This window comes from Micromonospora sp. WMMA1363 (assembly GCF_030345795.1).
In the GTDB taxonomy this organism is placed as follows: Bacteria; Actinomycetota; Actinomycetes; order Mycobacteriales; family Micromonosporaceae; genus Micromonospora.
Genome location: NZ_JAUALB010000001.1, coordinates 5357192 through 5374456 on the forward strand (window position 1 = coordinate 5357192; position 17265 = coordinate 5374456).

At 72.0% G+C, this 17265-nt stretch carries 15 protein-coding genes, 1 tRNA gene and 1 pseudogene; 5 read left to right on the forward strand and 12 right to left on the reverse strand.

The features are described from left to right. Positions 1-100: 100 nt before the first annotated feature. The 9 genes from hutH to rfbA all read right to left on the reverse strand — a co-directional run bounded on the left by hutH (position 101) and on the right by rfbA (position 11228). Complete coding sequence (hutH, locus tag QTQ03_RS25025; protein WP_289280186.1) at positions 101-1639, reverse strand: histidine ammonia-lyase; 1539 nt, start codon at positions 1637-1639, stop codon at positions 101-103. Further along, complete coding sequence (hutI, locus tag QTQ03_RS25030) at positions 1636-2811, reverse strand: imidazolonepropionase (protein ID WP_289280187.1); 1176 nt, start codon at positions 2809-2811, stop codon at positions 1636-1638. The genes hutH and hutI overlap by 4 nt, the downstream gene beginning before the upstream one ends. Continuing rightward, on the reverse strand, positions 2808-4166 hold the full coding sequence (locus QTQ03_RS25035; protein ID WP_289280188.1) for a formimidoylglutamate deiminase: 1359 nt from the start codon (positions 4164-4166) through the stop codon (positions 2808-2810). Before QTQ03_RS25035 ends, hutI begins: the two co-directional genes overlap by 4 nt. A gap of 127 nt (positions 4167-4293) precedes the next feature. Then, positions 4294-5508 (reverse strand): allantoate amidohydrolase, encoded by a 1215-nt coding sequence (locus QTQ03_RS25040; RefSeq protein WP_289280189.1) that lies wholly within the window; start codon positions 5506-5508, stop codon positions 4294-4296. 16 nt (positions 5509-5524) lie between these two features. Beyond that, complete coding sequence (hutU, locus tag QTQ03_RS25045) at positions 5525-7174, reverse strand: urocanate hydratase (protein ID WP_289280190.1); 1650 nt, start codon at positions 7172-7174, stop codon at positions 5525-5527. A 12-nt stretch (positions 7175-7186) separates the two neighbouring features. Further along, positions 7187-8038, reverse strand: coding sequence for a MurR/RpiR family transcriptional regulator (locus tag QTQ03_RS25050; RefSeq protein ID WP_289280191.1), 852 nt, complete (start codon positions 8036-8038; stop codon positions 7187-7189). A gap of 341 nt (positions 8039-8379) precedes the next feature. Continuing rightward, positions 8380-9447 carry an LCP family protein gene (locus tag QTQ03_RS25055; protein WP_289280192.1) on the reverse strand — a complete coding sequence of 356 codons (1068 nt, stop codon included), beginning with the start codon at positions 9445-9447 and terminating at the stop codon, positions 8380-8382. A gap of 279 nt (positions 9448-9726) precedes the next feature. Then, positions 9727-10344, reverse strand: coding sequence for a dTDP-4-dehydrorhamnose 3,5-epimerase family protein (locus QTQ03_RS25060; RefSeq protein ID WP_289280193.1), 618 nt, complete (start codon positions 10342-10344; stop codon positions 9727-9729). Then, positions 10341-11228 (reverse strand): glucose-1-phosphate thymidylyltransferase RfbA, encoded by an 888-nt coding sequence (gene rfbA, locus QTQ03_RS25065; protein ID WP_289280194.1) that lies wholly within the window; start codon positions 11226-11228, stop codon positions 10341-10343. Before rfbA ends, QTQ03_RS25060 begins: the two co-directional genes overlap by 4 nt. 87 nt (positions 11229-11315) lie before the next feature. Between rfbA and rfbB the strand changes: the two genes are divergently transcribed. The 3 genes from rfbB (at position 11316) to QTQ03_RS25080 (ending at position 14369) form a co-directional block, all read left to right on the forward strand. Further along, positions 11316-12329 (forward strand): dTDP-glucose 4,6-dehydratase, encoded by a 1014-nt coding sequence (gene rfbB / locus QTQ03_RS25070; RefSeq protein WP_289280195.1) that lies wholly within the window; start codon positions 11316-11318, stop codon positions 12327-12329. Further along, on the forward strand, positions 12326-13198 hold the full coding sequence (gene rfbD / locus QTQ03_RS25075) for a dTDP-4-dehydrorhamnose reductase (RefSeq protein WP_289280196.1): 873 nt from the start codon (positions 12326-12328) through the stop codon (positions 13196-13198). Before rfbB ends, rfbD begins: the two co-directional genes overlap by 4 nt. Before the next feature lie 352 nt (positions 13199-13550). Beyond that, positions 13551-14369: an MOSC domain-containing protein gene (locus tag QTQ03_RS25080; protein WP_289280197.1), complete on the forward strand. Its 819-nt coding sequence runs from the start codon at positions 13551-13553 to the stop codon at positions 14367-14369. A gap of 151 nt (positions 14370-14520) precedes the next feature. Here QTQ03_RS25080 and QTQ03_RS25085 read toward each other — a convergent pair. From QTQ03_RS25085 to bcp, 3 genes and pseudogenes are all read right to left on the reverse strand, one after another. Further along, a pseudogene (locus QTQ03_RS25085) lies at positions 14521-15036 on the reverse strand (GNAT family N-acetyltransferase); the annotation flags it as partial. Between the two features lie 164 nt (positions 15037-15200). Then, a tRNA-Leu gene (locus tag QTQ03_RS25090) sits at positions 15201-15275 on the reverse strand. A gap of 111 nt (positions 15276-15386) precedes the next feature. Beyond that, a complete protein-coding gene (bcp, locus tag QTQ03_RS25095) occupies positions 15387-15863 on the reverse strand; it encodes a thioredoxin-dependent thiol peroxidase (protein WP_289280199.1) in 477 nt (158 codons plus the stop codon). Positions 15864-16153: 290 nt separating this feature from the next. Here bcp and QTQ03_RS25100 point away from each other — a divergent pair, with 290 nt between their 5' ends. Beyond that, positions 16154-16870 (forward strand): energy-coupling factor ABC transporter permease, encoded by a 717-nt coding sequence (locus QTQ03_RS25100; RefSeq protein ID WP_289280200.1) that lies wholly within the window; start codon positions 16154-16156, stop codon positions 16868-16870. Beyond that, positions 16867-17259, forward strand: a complete 393-nt coding sequence (locus tag QTQ03_RS25105) for a PDGLE domain-containing protein (RefSeq protein ID WP_289280201.1) — start codon at positions 16867-16869, stop codon at positions 17257-17259. The genes QTQ03_RS25100 and QTQ03_RS25105 overlap by 4 nt, the downstream gene beginning before the upstream one ends. The last annotated feature ends 6 nt before the right edge of the window (positions 17260-17265 follow it).

Consider the following 17265-nt stretch of genomic DNA (forward strand, 5'->3'; position numbering starts at 1 on the left):
ACAGTCCTCGTCTTTCCCGGACTTTCCGGGAAGCCCGTTTCGGGACCCCCCGGGGAAAATCGGGACCCCCCGGGGGGAAAGATGTGGGTGACCGGTCGGGTCAGGCCAGGTCGCCCACCTCGCGTTCGATCGTGGTGCGCAGGTCCGGGCCGGCGATGACGGCCCGCGCGACCTCCATCACCGGGGCGAGGAACACGTCCGGGCCTGGCTCGCCGGCGGCCGCACCCAAGGCGGCCACGGCGGACCGGCCGGCCGGGGACGGCTCCAGTGGCGCCCTCAGCTGGAGCCCGCGCACCGCCGCGAGCAGCTCGACCGCGAGCAGACTGGTCAGGTTGTCCAGGACGGTGCGCAGCTTCTTCGTCGCCGCCCAACCCATCGACACGTGATCTTCCTGCATGCCACTGGTGGGCAGCGAATCCACCGAGGCGGGCGCGGCGAGGCGCCGGTTCTCCGCGACGATCCCGGCGGCCGTGTACTGGGCGATCATCAACCCGGAGTTGACCCCGGCGTCGGGGGAGAGGAACGCGGGCAGGTCCCGCGACCGGGTCACGTCGAGCAGCCGGTCGACCCGCCGCTCGGCGATCGCACCGACCTCGGCGGCGCCGATCGCCAGGAAGTCCGCGGCGAAGCCCAGCGGCGCGCCGTGGAAGTTACCGGTCGACTCGACCCGACCGTCCGGCAGCACCACCGGGTTGTCCACCACCGAGACCAGCTCCCGGTCGGCGACCTGACGGACGAAGTCCAGGGTGTCCCGGGCCGCCCCGGCGACCTGAGGGGCGCACCGCATCGAGTACGCGTCCTGCACCGCGTGCGCGATGTCGTCGCGGTGCGAGTCCATCACCGCGGAGTCCTGCAGGAGCCGGTAGATGTTAGCCGCGGACGCGGCCTGCCCCGGGTGCGGACGGATGGCGTGCAGCTCGGGCCGGAAGGGTCGCTCCGAGCCGAGCATCGCCTCGACCGCCAGCGCGGCGGTGACATCCGCCATGGTGAACAGGTGGGCGGCGTCGTGGATGGCCAGCAGCAGCATGCCCAGCATCCCGTCGGTGCCGTTGATCAGCGCCAGCCCCTCCTTGGCGGCCAGCTCGATCGGCCTCAGCCCGACCCGGCGCAGCGCTTCCGCGGCCTCGATTCGCTCGCCGGCCGGACCGAGCACCCAGCCCTCACCGAGCAGCACCAGAGCACAGTGCGCCAGCGGTGCCAGGTCCCCCGAGGCGCCCAGCGAACCGTGCTCCGGCACCCACGGGGTCACCTCGTGGTTCAGCAGGTCCACCAGTGCCTCGGCGACCAGCGGCCGGACGCCGGAGCGGCCGAGCGCGAGGGAGCGGACACGCAGCAGCATCATCGCCCGGACCACCTCGCGCGGCATCGGCACGCCGACGCCGGCGGCGTGCGAGCGGATCAGCGCGTGCTGGAGCTCGGCTCGCCGCTGGGGCGCGACGAAGGTGTTCGCCAGCGCCCCGAAGCCGGTGCTGACGCCGTACACCGGTCGACCGTCCGCCTCGATTCCGTCCACGATGGAACGGCTGGTGGCCATGGCCTCGACCGCGGCCTGGTCGACGACGACCTTGGCGGTGCCGCGGGCCACCGCGAGCACGTCGGCGGTGGAGATCCCGGTGGGTTGGATGGCGACGGTTGTCATTGCAGTACTCCGTTGTGCAGGACCTGGCGGATCAGTGGCACCCCCGGCCGGTAGGCCAGGTGCAGGTACGACGGGGCGTCGAGGATCATCAGGTCGGCCCGCGCGCCCGGCGCCAGCCGTCCCACGTCGGTTCGGCGCAGCGCCGCGGCCCCGCCGGCGGTCGCCGCCCAGACGGCCTCGGCCGGGGTCATCCGCATCTCGCGTACGGCGAGGGCGATGCAGAACGGCATCGACGACGTGTACGACGACCCGGGGTTGCAGTCGGTCGCCAGCGCCACGGTCACCCCCGCGTCGAGGAGCCGTCGGGCGTCCGGGTAGGGCGACCGGGTGGAGAACTCGGCCCCGGGTAGGAGCGTGGCGACCGTTGCGCCACTGCTCGCGGCCAGCGCGTCGACGTCGGCGTCGACGAGGTGAGTGCAGTGGTCCACGCTGGCCGCGCCGAGTTCGACGCCGAGTCGCACGCCCGGGCCGGGGCCGAGCTGGTTGGCGTGCAGCCGCATCCCCAGTCCGGCCGCCTGCCCGCAGGTCAGGACCGCGCGAGCGTGATCGGCGTCGAATGCGCCCCGTTCGCAGAAGACGTCGATCCAGCGGGCGTACGGGGCGGCGGCAGCCAGCATCGGCCCGCACACCAGGCCCACGTAGTCGTCGGGGCGGTCGGCGTACTCGGCGGGGACGACGTGCGCCCCGAGGAACGTGGTCTCCTCGCTCACCTCAGCGGCGATCCGCAGCGAGCGGGCCTCGTCGGCGACGGTGAGACCGTACCCACTCTTGACTTCGATGGTGGTGGTGCCCTGCCGCAACGCCTCGTCGCGCAGCCGGCGGACGGTGGAGCGCAACTCGGCGTCGACGGCGGCACGGGTCGCTCCGACGGTGGTGCGGATGCCGCCGCCGGTGTACGGCTCGCCGGCCATCCGGGCGGCGAACTCGGCGGCCCGGTCGCCGGCGAAAACCAGGTGCGCGTGGCTGTCCACGAAGCCGGGCAGCACGGCAGCCCCCTCGGCGTCGATGCGGCGGTCGGCGGCCGGGGTGTCGCGGGCTGGTCCGACCCAGGCCACCTGCCCGTCCTCGACCAGCAGGGCGGCGTCGCGCCGCACACCCAGCGGCCCGCCGTCGCTCGCACCGGGTGCGTTGGTGACCAGTTCGCCGACGTTGTGCACCAGCAGGCTGCTCACGGCGTCACCTCGGCGATCGACGCCGCCAGCTCGGCCGGCACGTCCACGGTCAGGTGCCGGCCGTCGCGGACCACGACCCGGCCGTCCACCACGACCTGGGCGACGTCCGCGGCGGTGGCCGCGAAGACCACGCCGACCGGCGGCACGCCGGCGGTGCGGGCGCTGTCCAGGCGCACGGTCACCAGGTCGGCGCGGTCTCCGACGCAGAGCCGGCCGGCGTCGCCCCAGCCGAGCGCGACGTGCCCGGCGGCGGTGGCGGCGGTGACCAGCTCGGCGGCGGCGAAGTGGCCCCGCCTGCGGGTGCGGAGTCGCTCGTCCAGCTCGACCGCCCGGGCCTCCTCGAAGAGGTCGACGACCGCGTGGCTGTCGGTGCCGAGGCTGAGTGGACTACCCGCCTCGGCCATCCGTCGCGCCGGCCCGATCCCGTCGGCGAGGTCTCGTTCGGTCGTGGGGCAGAGACAGACCCCGGTCCGGCTCTCGCCGAGCAGCGTCACGTCCGCACTGGTGGGGTGGGTGGCGTGGACGGCGGTGGTGTGCCGGCCCAGCACGCCGTGGTCGGCCAGCAGCCGGGTTGGGGTGCAGCCATGCACCGCCCGGCAGGCGTCGTTCTCGGCCGGCTGCTCGGAGAGGTGCACATGCAGTGGCGCGCCCCGGCGGTGCGCCCAGTCGGCCACCGCGGCCAGCTGCCCGGCCGGCACCGCGCGGACCGAGTGGATCGCCCCACCGACCCGGGCGTGCGCGCCGTCCGGTGCGAACGCCGCCACCCGCTCCGCCCAGCGCAGCGCGTCGCCGTCGCCGAAGCGCCGCTGCGGCCCGGTGAGCGGCTGCCCGTCCACCGTCGCGGTCAGGTACGCGGCGTCCAGCAGCGTGACCCGGACACCGGCGTGTGCGGCGGCCTCCACCAGCGCGGCGCTCATCGCGTTCGGGTCGTCGTAAGGCGTCCCGTCCGGCCCGTGATGCAGGTAGTGGAACTCGCCCACGCAGGTGATTCCGGCGAGCGCCATCTCGGCGTAGCCGGCCCGGGCCAGGGCCAGGTACGAGTCGGGGTCGAGCCGGGCGGCGACGGTGTACATCGCCTCCCGCCAGGTCCAGAAGTCGCCGCGCCCGCCGTGGGTACGCCCGCGCAGCGCCCGGTGGAAGGCGTGCGAGTGCGCGTTGGCCAGCCCGGGCAGGGTGAGCCCGGGTAGCCGTACGGCGTCGGTCAGCACCTCGACCCCGGCTGGGGGGCGGCTCCCGGTGGTCAGCGGGGTGACCCCGGTGATCCGTGCGCCGTCGGTCTCGATCAGCACGTCCGGGGTCGGTTGGCTCTGCTCGGGCAGCCAGGCGTACTCGGCGAGCCAGCGGGTCGCGGTCATCCGGCTCGCCGCCTCTGGAGCTGAGTCGGCCGTGGCATCACCCGATCATGCGGGTTGCCAACGGCCTGCGTCATCAGCTTCGGTGCCCCGGCGCGGGCCGGCGTCGGCCGGCCCGCACCGGTTGACGTCACCGGCATGCGAGTTCCTCCAGTACGCGGGCCAGCGCGGTCACCCCGGCCGCGCAGTCGTCGTCGGTGGCCGACTCGGCGGGGGAGTGCGACACCCCGGTCGGGTTGCGCACGAAGAGCATCGCGGTGGGCAGATGTCCGGCGAGCACCCCGGCGTCGTGGCCGGCCCCGGTGGGCAGGACCGGCACGCCGAGGAGCGTGGCGAGCCGGTCGGCCAGCCCGCCGTCGAACGCGACCAGCGGCGTCGCCGGCTCCTCGGTCAGCTTGACCTCGGTGCCGTCCCGCCGGGCCCGCTCGGCGGCCTTGCCACGGACGGCCTCGACCAGCCCGGTCAGGGTCCCCGGATCGGCCGCCCGGGCGTCCAGCCAGCCGGTCACCTTCGACGGGATCGCATTGGTGGCGTTCGGCTCCACCGCCACCCGGCCGACGGTGGCGTGGGCGCCGCGCAGCCGTGCCTCCTTGTTGGCGGCGAGCACGGTGAACGCGTACGTGAGCATGGGGTCGCGCCGGTCGAGCATCCTGGTTGTGCCCGCGTGGTTGCCCTCTCCGGTGAAGTCGAGGCGCCAGCGGCCGTGCGGCCAGATCGCGCTGGCCACCGCGACCGGCGCGGCCAGCTCGACCAGGCCGCGACCCTGCTCGACGTGCAGCTCGACGAAGGTCGCGACGCGGCCGAGCAACTCCGGCCGGGCCCCGGCCGGCCGGGCACCCAGCGCCTCGGCGAAGCTCACCCCGGCCGCGTCCCGCAGGTCGGCCGCGCGGTCGGTTGCCAGTGCACCGGTGAGTAGCCGCGAACCCAGGCAGGGCACGCCGAACCGCGCTCCCTCCTCCTCGACGAACGCGGCCACCGCGACCGGCCGGGCCGGCGTCACGCCCGCCGCGCGTAACTCGTCCACGGCGAGGAAGGCGCTGACGATGCCGAGCGGCCCGTCGTACGCCCCGCCGTGCGGCACCGAGTCGAAGTGACTGCCGGTGAGCACCGCGTTCCCCGCCACCGGGTCCCCCCACCAGGCGAACAGGTTGCCGTTGCCGTCGTCGGTCACCCGCATCCCGCGCTGGTCGGCCTGCGCGTGGAACCAGCCCCGGAGGCGCGACTCCGGCTCGGTCAGCGCGTACCGCAGGTAGCCGCCGCTGCCAGCGTCCCGACCGATGGGCGCGATCTCGTTCCACAGCTCCCGGAACCTGGTGGGAAGGGAGCCGCCCGCTACCGAATGCATCGACAAGGGCCCTTCCTCACACCTCGGCCATCGGAACGTGGACGCCGGTGCGCTCGGCGACCTCGCGCGCGGTGCCGTAGCCGGCGTCGACATGGCGGATCACGCCCATCGCCGGGTCGTTGGTGAGCACCCGCTCGATCTTCTGCCCGGCGAGGGTGCTGCCGTCGGCGACGCAGACCTGGCCGGCGTGGATAGACCGGCCGATGCCGACCCCGCCGCCGTGGTGGATGGACACCCAGGACGCCCCGCTGGCGGTGTTGACCAGCGCGTTCAGCAGCGGCCAGTCGGCGATCGCGTCGGAGCCGTCGGCCATCGCCTCGGTCTCCCGGTACGGGCTGGCCACGCTGCCGCAGTCCAGGTGGTCCCGGCCGATCACCACCGGCGCGGACAGCTCCCCGGAGGCGACCAGCTCGTTGAAGCGCACCCCCGCCTGGTCCCGCTCGCCGTAGCCGAGCCAGCAGATCCGTGCCGGCAGGCCCTGGAAGGCCACCCGTTCGCCGGCCATCCGGATCCACCGCGCCAGGGACTCGTTCTCCGGAAACAGGTCGAGGACCGCCCGGTCGGTGGCGGCGATGTCGGCCGGGTCGCCGGAGAGCGCGGCCCACCGGAACGGCCCCTTGCCCTCGCAGAACAGCGGCCGGATGTAGGCGGGCACGAAGCCCGGGAAGTCGAAGGCCCGCTCGTACCCGCCGAGCTTCGCCTCGCCCCGGATCGAGTTGCCGTAGTCGAAGACCTCCGCGCCGGCGTCGAGGAAACCGACCATCGCCTCGACGTGCTGCGCCATCGACGTGCGGGCCCGGTCGGTGAACTCGGCCGGCTTCGCCGCCGCGTACTCCCGCGCGTCGGCCAGCTCGACTCCCTCGGGCAGGTACGCCAGCGGGTCGTGCGCGCTCGTCTGGTCGGTGACCACGTCGATCGGCGCGCCCCGGCGCAGCAGCTCCGGGAAGACCGTGGCCGCGTTGCCGACCACGCCGACGCTGAGCGCCCGCCGGTCGCGCTTCGCGGCGAGCACCCGCTCGACCGCCTCGTCCAGGGAATCGGCGATCTCGTCCAGGTACCGGTCGTGCGCCCGGCGCTCCAGGCGGGCACGGTCGACGTCGACGACGAGGCAGACGCCGCCGTTCATCGTCACGGCGAGGGGCTGGGCGCCACCCATCCCGCCGCAGCCGCCGGTCAACGTCAGCGTGCCGGCCAGGCTGCCCTCGAACCTCTTGGCCGCCACGGCCGCGAACGTCTCGTACGTACCCTGGAGGATGCCCTGGGTGCCGATGTAGATCCAGGAGCCGGCGGTCATCTGCCCGTACATGGTCAGGCCGAGCGCCTCGAGGCGGCGGAATTCCGGCCAGGTGGCCCAGTCGCCCACCAGGTTCGAGTTGGCCAGCAGGACCCGGGGCGCCCACTCGTGGGTGCGCAGCACCCCGACCGGCCGGCCGGACTGCACCAGCATCGTCTCGTCGTCCCGCAGGTCGGTCAGGGTCCGCACCAGGGCGTGGTACGACGGCCAGTCCCGCGCGGCCTTCCCGGTGCCCCCGTAGACCACCAGATCCTCGGGGCGCTCGGCCACCTCCGGGTCGAGGTTGTTCATCAGCATCCGCAGGGCGGCCTCCTGCGGCCAGCCACGGGCGGTGCGTTCGGTGCCGCGCGCGGCGCGGACGGTCTGCGTCACGTGGATCTCCTCCTAACCGAGGAACAACTGACGACGGGCGGCGGAGGCTTCGAACGCCTCCAGCCGGCGCTGGGTTTCGGCCGGCGCGGCGTCGCAGATTGCCTGCAGCAGCACCATGGCCAGGGTCATCGGAGCGGTGTGCAGGTCGAACACGAGCTGGGCGCCGACGGCGGCGGGCAGCACCACGTCGGCGTAGTCGGCGGCCGGGCTGACGGGCGAGTCGGTGATGGTCACCACTGTCAGGCCGGCGTCCCGCGCGTCGTGTAGGGCGTCCAGCGTCTCGCGCGGGTGCCGGGGCAGCACGAAGGCGAGCAGGGCGCGCGCGCCGGCCTCGGCGGCCTGTTCGAGGCGGTCGGTGAGCAGGCTGCCGCCGTCGTCGAGCACCCGCACGTCCGGGTGCACCTTCGCGGCGAAGTACGCGAAGTACGCGGCCAGCGGCGCGGCGGCGCGGAGGCCGAGCACCGGCAGCGGGCGGCTCGCGGCGAGCAGTCGCCCCGTCTCGGCGATCCGCTCCCGGTCGGCGAGCTGGCCGGCGAGCCGGTCGAGGTTGCCGATCTCGGCGCGTACGGCCTGTTGGAGCTCGTTGCCGGCGTCCGCGCGCCCGTTGGGTGAGCCCACGGTCAGTTCGCGGAGGCGGCGGCGCAGCGCGGGGTAGCCGTCGTGGCCGAGCGCCACCGCGAACCGGGTCACCGACGGTTGGCTGACCCCGGCCCGCTCGGCGACCTCGGCCGCCGACAGGTAGGCGACGGCCGGCCCGTGCTGCACGAGGCAGTGCGCGATGCGGCGCTGGGTGGGGGTGAGCCGGACCCCCTGGAACAGATCCAGCACGGGGTCCCCGGGCGACGCCATGCCCCCGTCATTCATGGCCCGACTCTATGCATGAAAACTTTCACAATGCAACCGGTCCCGGTCTCCGAAGGTGGCCAACCAACGGGCGGGCGGGCGCCGGTCGGTGCGATCCGCACTGCCGCTGCTGGTCCCGGGCCACCGCGTGCCCGAGATGCACAGCTGATCCTGAATCATTCAGCGGGTGGTCACCGATCCCGACGCTCCGGATCGGTGACCACTCCCCATCGTCGGTGGCGGCCCCGTGGAACATCTACCAATCAGTCGTTGTCGAACCGTGCCTGGCGGAGATGGAGGGTGACCGCAGAAGCCGACCGGGCCGGACCCCGCCGCCGCAGTAAGGAAGACCAGTCGTACCCCTACTTCGCGGCGGCAAGGATCTCTGGCACCGCGTCGCGACGAACCGCGTCGAAGAGCTGCTCGGATTTCTCCTCGTCGACCAGCACGACGCTCTCGTTGCCGATCCGGCCGGTTCCCTTCGTGGGGCAGGTGAAGAACTGGAGGTTGCCGCTCCGCAGGTGGCGGAGCTCCATCGCCAGGTCGAGTAGAGACATCTCCCGGTCCACGGCCACCGCGTCGGCGGTGGCCTGCACGAACGAGTTCAGCTTGGTGGGGCTGCCCAGCGTGCCGCCGGCGGCCGCCCGGTCCAGGACCGCCTCGATCACCTGCTGCTGGTGTTTGATCCTGGTGAAGTCGCCGTCGGCGAAGGCGTAGCGCTCGCGGGCGTAGTCCAGCGCGGCAGCCCCGTCCATGCTCTGTCGACCCGGGACGAACTCCCGTCGGCCGTCCGCGTTCAGGGAGTGCGTCGACGTGAAGCCCTTGTCCACGGTGATCTCGACACCGCCGAGGGCGTCGACGATCTCCTTGAAGCCGGCGAAGTCGACCATCGTCACGTGGTCGATGCGAACGCCGGTGAGTTTCTCGACGGTCTGCACCATCAACGGAACGCCACCCCATGCGTACGAGGCGTTGATCTTCGCGTCCCGACCGCCGCGTCCCGCTCCAGGCTTCGGCACGTTCACCCAGCTGTCCCGAGGGATCGAGATGAGCTGGGCGCTCGACCGGTCTGCGGGAAGGTGGGCCAGGATGATCGTGTCGGCCCGGGAGCCGGAAGTGTTGTTCGGGTCGCGAGAGTCGCTGCCCAGGATCATGATGTTCATAGCGTCTTGTGCCGCGACCTGCGGACGGAACTCCTCCGGCACGCCGTCGAAGGCGTCGACCCGTTCGATGCGAGACTCGACCGACCGCAGGTACAGCCCGCCGGCGGCGACGCCGGCGCTACCGACGAGCGCCACGACAAGGAAGGCGACTAGCGCGACTCGCCGCCACCGGGGACGCCGTCTGCGGGGCTTGTCGGTCGGTTCCGGTTGTCGCTGGAAGTCGAGAATCCGAGTCTCGGACTCCGCGTACGCCTGGCGTTCTCGCATGGCGTGATGGTACTGACTTCGACTCGCTGCCGAGTACCCCGTCAGAGGCGGTCGGATCCCTGTTGAACCAGCACTTTCGTGCCATCGTTTCGGGCCGGTAGAACGATCCCGCCGAGCGAATCACGTTCCAGCGGGCTTACGGCCTGCGTCACGCCCCGGTCGACGCCGTCCACACGTCTGCGGCGGCGGTCGGCTACGACGCAGGGTGCTGCCGGTGCGGCTGAGCGCCACCCACCCGACCCGTCAAGGCTCGCCACGTGCTCGGCACGCCACCGACCGTCAACGAGAAGGCTGGCTGGCTCCCGAATCCAGGCCGGCGCTGAACGAGCGGCACGTCCGGTGGTCCGGCAGCAGTCCCGATTCCCGCACCTCGGCCAGGCTCGGGGCGGCCGCGTCCCGGGCCGACAGCTGCGGCGAATCCGCCGGCCAGTCGATGGCCAGGTCGGGGTCGAGAGGGTGCACGGCGTGCTCCGCGGCGGGGTTGTAGAGGGCGGAGCAGAGGTAGCTCAGGGTGGCGTCGTCGGTCAGCGCGCAGAAGCCGTGGCCCAAGCCCTCGGCGAGGTAGACGGCGCGGCGGTCCGTGTCGTCGAGGCGGACCGCTTCCCACTGGCCGAAGGTCGGCGAGCCCACCCGGAGATCCACGACTATGTCCAGGACCGCTCCGCGCACGCACGTCACGTACTTGGCCTGACCGGGTGGCACGTCGGCGAAGTGGATGCCGCGGACCACCCCGCGCGCGGAGACCGAAAGGTTGGCCTGAGCGAGTCGGAGCGGATGCCCGACCACGGCGGCGAGCCGGTCGAAGCGGTACCACTCTGCGAAGAGCCCCCGTGGATCGCCGTGCTGCTGTGGGGTGACCTCCCACGCCCCATCGATGCTCAGCGGCCGGATCTTCATGGGCGCGGGCCCCCGTTCCTTTGGTCGGCGAGCAGGCCGAGCAGGTACGACCCGTAGCCGCTCTTCGTCAGCGGCTGGGCCAACGCCCGCAGTTGCTCATCGTCGATCAGGCCGGCCCGCCAGGCGACCTCCTCGACGCAGCCGATCTTCATACCCTGGCGTTCCTCGATGACCCGCACGAACTCGGCGGCCTGCATCAGGGAGGTGAAGGTGCCGGTGTCCAGCCAGGCGGTGCCGCGGTCCAGCACCGTCACCGACAGCTCGCCCCACTCGCGGTAGGTCTCGTTGACCGCGGTGATCTCCAGCTCGCCACGGGCGCTGGGTGTGAGCTTGCCGGCGATGTCGACCACCCGGTTGTCGTAGAAGTAGAGGCCGGGCACGGCGTAGCGGGATCTGGGGCGGGCGGGCTTCTCCTCGATCGACAGCACGCGACCAGCCGGGTCGAAGTCGACCACCCCGTACGCCTCTGGATTGGCCACCGGGTAGGCAAAGATCCGGCCGCCGACCAGCCCGTTCTGGCCGGTGAGCTGCCGGCCCAGGCCGACGCCGTGGAAGATGTTGTCGCCGAGGATGAGTGCCACGGACTCGTCGCCGATGAACTCCGCGCCCAGCACGAACGCCTGAGCGATGCCCTCTGGACGCGCCTGGGTGACGTACTCCAGCCTCAGGCCCCACTGGCTGCCATCACCGAGTAACCGCCGGAACTGGTTCCGCTCCTCCGGTGTGGTGATGATGAGGATCTCCCGCACCCCCGCCATGATCAGCGTAGCGAGCGGGTAGTAGATCATCGGCTTGTCGAAGACCGGCATCAGCTGCTTGGACACTGCCCGTGTGATCGGCCACAGCCGGGACCCGGTGCCACCAGCGAGAAGGATTCCGCGCACGATGGGAGAGGCTACCGACAAGCCGTCGGTGCCGGTGTCGGTGATGCGACCAGACAACGAGGTCCGATCGCGTAGACTTCCGGACCCGTGAGGATCCTCGTCACCGGCGGCGCCGGCTTCATCGGTTCCGAGTACGTGCGCATGCTGTTGGGGGCGCCGGACGGTGCCAGAGCGGGGGATTCGCAGCTTGCGCCGACCGCGATCACAGTGCTGGACAAGCTGACCTACTCCGGCAACCTACACAACCTCACGGCCGTTTGGGACGATCCGCGACTGCGGTTCGTGCAGGGTGACATCTGCGACGCTGCCCTCGTCGACGAGGTCACCCCGGGTCACGACGTGGTCGTGCACTTCGCCGCCGAGTCGCACGTCGACCGCTCCATCGCCGGAGCCGCGCCGTTCGTCACCACGAACGTGCTGGGCACCCAGACCCTGCTCGACGCCGTGCTGCGGCACGGGACTGCCCGGTTCGTGCACGTCTCCACCGACGAGGTGTACGGGTCCATCGACGTGGGTTCCTGGACCGAGGAGTGGCCGCTGTCGCCGAACTCGCCGTACTCGGCGTCCAAGGCCGGCTCGGACCTGCTGGCACTGGCGTACCACCGCACCCACGGCATGGACGTGGTGGTCACCCGCTGCTCGAACAACTACGGGCCGTACCAGTTCCCGGAGAAGGTCATTCCCCTGTTCGTCACCAACCTGCTAGACGGCGGCACCGTACCGCTGTACGGCGACGGCGACAACGTCCGAGACTGGCTGCACGTGCACGACCACTGCCGGGGCATCGCGCTGGTCCAGGAGAGGGGGCGGGCCGGCGAGGTCTACAACATCGGCGGCGGCACCGAGTTGACCAACAAGGAACTCACCGGCCGGCTGCTGGAGGCCTGTGGAGCCGGGTGGGACCGGGTGGTGCCGGTCGCCGACCGCAAGGGCCACGACCGTCGTTACTCCCTCGACATCAGTAAGATCAGCAACGAGCTCGGCTACACCCCCAGCATCGATCTGGACCACGGCCTCATTCAGACCGTCCAGTGGTACCGCGACAACCGTCACTGGTGGCAGCCCCTCAAAAACAAGACCACCACCCCGGCCGCCGGATGACCCGGCTGCTGCTCACCGGCGCTGGCGGGATGTTGGGACGGGACCTGCTGGCCGTCCTGCGAACCCGGGGTGACTTGTCGGTCACGGCCGCGACCCGCGCCGACCTCGATATCACCGACCCGGCGGCGGTCCGAGCCGCCGTCACCGGCCATGACGTCGTGATCAACGCCGCAGCCTGGACCGATGTGGACGGCGCCGAAACCCGGGAGCGAGCGGCCACCACGGTCAACGGCGACGCCGTGGGCTATCTGGCAGACGCCTGCGCCGCGACCGGTGCCCAGATGATCCACATATCGACCGACTACGTCTTCCCGGGCGACGCCACCGAGCCGTATCCGGAAAACGCTCCCACCTCGCCGGTCAACGCCTACGGGCGCAGCAAACTCGCCGGGGAGCTCGCCGTCCGTCGGCTCCTGCCCGACGCTGGCTACGTCGTGCGCACCGCCTGGCTGTACGGCGAACACGGACCGAACTTCGTCGCCACCATGCTGCGACTGGCCGGCGAGCGCGAACACCTCGACGTGGTCAACGACCAGCGGGGGCAACCCACCTGGTCGTACGCGCTGGCCGAGCAGCTCGTCGCGCTGGCCGACGCCGGAATCGCCGGCCGCGCCGCGTCCGGGGTCTACCACGGCACCGCCTCAGGTGAAACCACCTGGCACGGCCTTGCGCGCGCCGTGTTCACCCTGCGTGGACTCGACCCCGACCGCATTCGTCCGGCCACCAGCGACCACTTCCGCCGCCCTGCCCCCCGACCGTCGTACAGTGTCCTCGCTCACGACCGTTGGGCCGCTGCCGGCCTGCAGCCGCTCCCGGACTGGCACTCGGCCCTCGCTCAGATGCTGGCTACCGAGCCGTCGGGCGGGTAGGGAGGCGACGCGAGGGCGGGGAGTGTCGTCTGCGACAGCCAACCCGGCCCGGCGCCGCCCGTCTGCTCAGCGACCTCCGCCGCGGAACACCTCCGTGACCGTAGGAAGCACGATCCTGAAGTCTAGCCAGAGCGGCCAGTTCGTCTGGGAAGGCCACCGTACGAGCAGCGTTGGCCGGCAGGGATCGCCAGGTCCGACCGTGCGGCGCCGTCCTGCTCGCCGACGACGTGCGTATCGGCAACGTCCTGGCCCAGCACGCCGGGCGCGCACCGGACGGAAGTTCCCCGCCTACCGGGAGACGCCCGCCGACCCCTGGTACCCGGAGACGGCATCGGCGTGGCATGGTGAGCCGGTGCGGCTGAGCGCGATTCACACGTATCCGGTCAAAGGGTGTCACCGGCTCGACCACGACGGCGCCGAGGTGCGGCCCTGGGGCCTGGCCGGCGACCGGCGTTGGATGATCGTCGACGCCGCCGGCATCGGCGTCACCCAACGCGAGGTCGCCGGCCTCGTCGCGCTGCACGCGGTGGCCCACGACGGTGGCCTCGAACTGCGCGCCGCCGGCCAGCCCGACCTCGACGTCCCGGAACCCGCCGCCGGCGACCCGGTTCCCGTGCGCACCTTCCGCAGCCGCAAACTGCCGGTACCCGCGCTCCCCGCCGGGCCGGCCGCAGACGTGTGGCTCAGCACGCTCCTCGACCGTCCCGTCCGCCTGGTCTGGCTGGCCCGGCCCACCCGGCACATTCCCGCCGGCGACCGGGAGCACGACACCGGGGACCAGGTCAGCTTCGCCGACGCCTACCCGCTGCTGCTGGCCAACGCGGCCTCTCTCGAGGTGCTCAACGGCTGGCTCGCCGACGCCGGGGAGTCGCCGGTGTCGATGACCCGGTTCCGCCCGAATCTGGTCATCGAGGGTGCGCCGGCCTGGGCGGAGGACACCTGGGCCGGGCGGCAACTGCGGATCGGGGAGGTTTTCCTCCAGGCCGCCGGGCCGTGCGCCCGCTGCGTGGTCACCACGACCGACCAGGAGACCGGGGTGCGCGGCAAGGAGCCGCTGCGCACGCTGAGCCGGTACCGGAGCGTTGGGCGGAGGCTCATCTTCGGGCTGAACCTCGTACCGATCACGACGGGCCGGGTCGCCATCGGTGACGACCTGAATGCCGACGCGTGACGGGGTGCCCTCGGGCTTACGCCGACAGCGGCCCCGCCCGGCCCGCCGCCGCCCGCGCCTGCTGATCCGGCCGCGCCAACTGATCCGGCCGGCTGACCGCCTGGGCGGGCGCACGTCCGGCCGTCGTCGCGGCCCCGTCGATCGAGGTCCCGGTCAGATTCCGCCACATCAGAATCTCGTCCCGGTCGTCTCCCGCTGCCACCCGCAGCGCTCCGGGTAGCCGCCCGATCTCCCGATAGCCGAGCCGCCGGTAGAACCGGTCCAGGCCCAGCCCGTCCCGGACGGTCAGGTGCAGCGCCTCGTGGCCCAGCTCGCGGCCGACGCGTTCGGCCTCCCGCATCAGGTCCAGCCCGTACCCGCGGCCCTGGGTGTCCGGATGGACCATCACCCGCTTCAGGACGCACCAGTGTGTCTTCAGGTGGAAGCGGTTGTCGCCGAAGATCAGCATGGCGGTGAGCCGTTCGGCCGCGTACCCGACCAGGAGCCGGTCCGGGCCGTCGATGATCCCGGTGAAGGTCGGGCCGGCGAGACGGTGGACGTCGGCGGGCGTCACCGGCGGGACGAAGCCCACCGCGCCACCAGCGTTGCTGACGTCGACCCAGAGCGCGACGATCTCCGCGCGTAGTTCGGGGGTCAGGTCGGGATCGAGGACGAAGCGCAGTGCCACGGCGCAATCCTGACCGCTTGGCAGGTTCGGAGACCGGGATGGTGACGCGTCTTACACCCGCCCCAGCCCGAGCCGCGCGCGGGAACCCGGCACCAAGCTGAGCTGCGTGAACCAGTGTTTCCGCCAGCGACCAGAGAACGTGGGAGCGACCAGAAGCGGAGAAGTAGGGCCGGCGGGACTCGAACCCGCACTGGTGCGGACCTAAACCGCATGCCTCCTGCCAGTTGGGCTACGGCCCCTTCACCGCGTTGGTGCTCATTCTCCACGGCCGGTGCACCGGACGACGACCCGGCCTGCGGACGGGACGGTTGCCGACGTGGCCTACGGATCGTAGACCACGTCCGGACAGGTCAGTCCAAGCCGAGGTCGCGGCGCAACTTGGCGACGTGGCCGGTGGCCTTGACGTTGTAGAGCGCCCGCTCGATCTTACCGTCGGCGTCGATGACGAAGGTCGAGCGGATCACGCCGGTGACCGTCCTGCCGTACGACTGCTTCTCGCCGTACGCACCGTACGCGGTGAGGACTTCCTTGTCAGGGTCGGAGACGAGCGGGAAGGTGATGGCGTCGCGCGCACGGAATTTCGCCAGCTTCTCCGGCTTGTCCGGGGAGATGCCGACGACCTCGTAGCCGGCGGCCTGGAGCGAGCCGAGTGAGTCGCGGAAGTCGCAGGCCTGCTTCGTGCAGCCGGGGGTCATCGCGGCCGGGTAGGCGTACAGCACCACCCGGCGGCCGCGCAGGTCGGCCAGTGAGAGCGGGTTGCCGGTGTCGGTGGGGAGGCTGAATTCGGGGGCGGGATCGCCGGGGGCGAGACGGGCAGGCGCGGTCATGGCCCTGACCCTACCGCCGCGTCGGCTTCGCCTTCGGACGTGCCGTGACCGCCCGCTGCCGCCCTACCCGTTGCGGCGTGGACGGGTAGGGCGAGGCGGCCGGTGCGGGTCCGCCGGGACGCCAACCCCGTCCGGAGGTCGATGTTTCAGGTTCGCCGTGTTCCAGACCGCTGTCAGGTGGCCACCGTGATCGAGACCATGGCTTGTTGCCAGATCTTGGCAACAGCGGCCTGGGCAAAATAGGCTGGCCCCGCCGGCGTGGACGGGCCCGCCGACGCGTGGGAGGTCGCGTGGAAACCCTGGCGTTGCACATCTCGAACGGGATCATCAACGGCCCGGTCGCCGCGGTGTTCGCGGCGATCGCGTTGGCCGCGATGACGTTCTGTGTCCTGCGCGGCCGGCAGGACCTGGACGACCGGCTGGTGCCGTTGGCCGGTCTGGTCGCGGCCTTCGTCTTCGCCGCGCAGATGCTCAACTTTCCGATCTTCACGGCGGCGGTCAGTGGTCACCTGATCGGCGGGGCGCTCGCCGCGATACTGGTCGGCCCCTGGGTCGGCGCGCTCTGCGTGGCGGTGGTGCTGATCGTGCAGGCGCTGGTCTTCGGTGACGGCGGCGTCGCGATGCTCGGCCCCAACATCACCAACATGGCGCTCCTCGGCACCGCCGCCGCGTACCTGCTGATCGCCGTGCTGCTGCGCATCCTGCCGCGCACCACGGGCGGGCTTGCCGTGACCGCGTTCGTCTCCGCACTGTTCAGCGTGCTGGTGGCCGCCATGGGCTTCGTCGTGCAGTACCAGCTCGGCGGCACCACCGACCTCGGCGGCAACCTCGCCGGTCTGGCCGGCACGATGGCCGTCTCCCACCTGCTGATCGGCATCGGCGAAGGTCTGATCACCGCGACCACGGTGGTCACCGTGGCAAGGGTCCGGCCCGATCTCGTGTACGCGCTGCGCGCCCGCAAACCGGTCGCGGCGGCGACCGTCCCGGCTGTCGGAGGTGTTCGGTGAAGACCCGTTCCCAGGGTTTCCTGATCGGCGGACTGCTGGTCGCCCTGCTGCTCGCCGGGGTGGTGAGCAACTTCGCCTCGGCACACCCGGACGGGCTGGACTCGTCGCTCCGGGAGGGCTGCACGTTCGACGCCGACGACAACATCACCGGCGGCAGCTGCCCGGCGCAACAGGAGCGGGAGCACGAGATCGGCGGTCCGCTGGCCGACTACGGCGTCGCGGGGATCGACAACCCCTACGTCGCCACCGGGCTCTCCGGCGTACTGGGCGTCCTGCTCACCTTCGCCGTGGCCGGTGGCGCGTTCTGGGTGGTGCGCCGCCGTGGGGCGAGGACCACCGAGGTCGCCGACGCGGCGCCGGAGCAGACCCCCGCCGGCCGGGCGCGCTGAGGGTAC

What these genes read in the sequence shown, in the direction of transcription:
- hutH (WP_289280186.1), bottom strand. Translation starts at nt 1,639, where the DNA reads ATGACAACCGTCGCCATCCAACCCACCGGGATCTCCACCGCCGACGTG.
- QTQ03_RS25035 (WP_289280188.1), bottom strand. Translation starts at nt 4,166, where the DNA reads ATGACCGCGACCCGCTGGCTCGCCGAGTACGCCTGGCTGCCCGAGCAG.
- QTQ03_RS25040 (WP_289280189.1), bottom strand. Translation starts at nt 5,508, where the DNA reads ATGCATTCGGTAGCGGGCGGCTCCCTTCCCACCAGGTTCCGGGAGCTG.
- QTQ03_RS25050 (WP_289280191.1), bottom strand. Translation starts at nt 8,038, where the DNA reads ATGAATGACGGGGGCATGGCGTCGCCCGGGGACCCCGTGCTGGATCTG.
- QTQ03_RS25055 (WP_289280192.1), bottom strand. Translation starts at nt 9,447, where the DNA reads ATGCGAGAACGCCAGGCGTACGCGGAGTCCGAGACTCGGATTCTCGAC.
- QTQ03_RS25060 (WP_289280193.1), bottom strand. Translation starts at nt 10,344, where the DNA reads ATGAAGATCCGGCCGCTGAGCATCGATGGGGCGTGGGAGGTCACCCCA.
- rfbD (WP_289280196.1), top strand. Translation starts at nt 12,326, where the DNA reads ATGACCCGGCTGCTGCTCACCGGCGCTGGCGGGATGTTGGGACGGGAC.
- bcp (WP_289280199.1), bottom strand. Translation starts at nt 15,863, where the DNA reads ATGACCGCGCCTGCCCGTCTCGCCCCCGGCGATCCCGCCCCCGAATTC.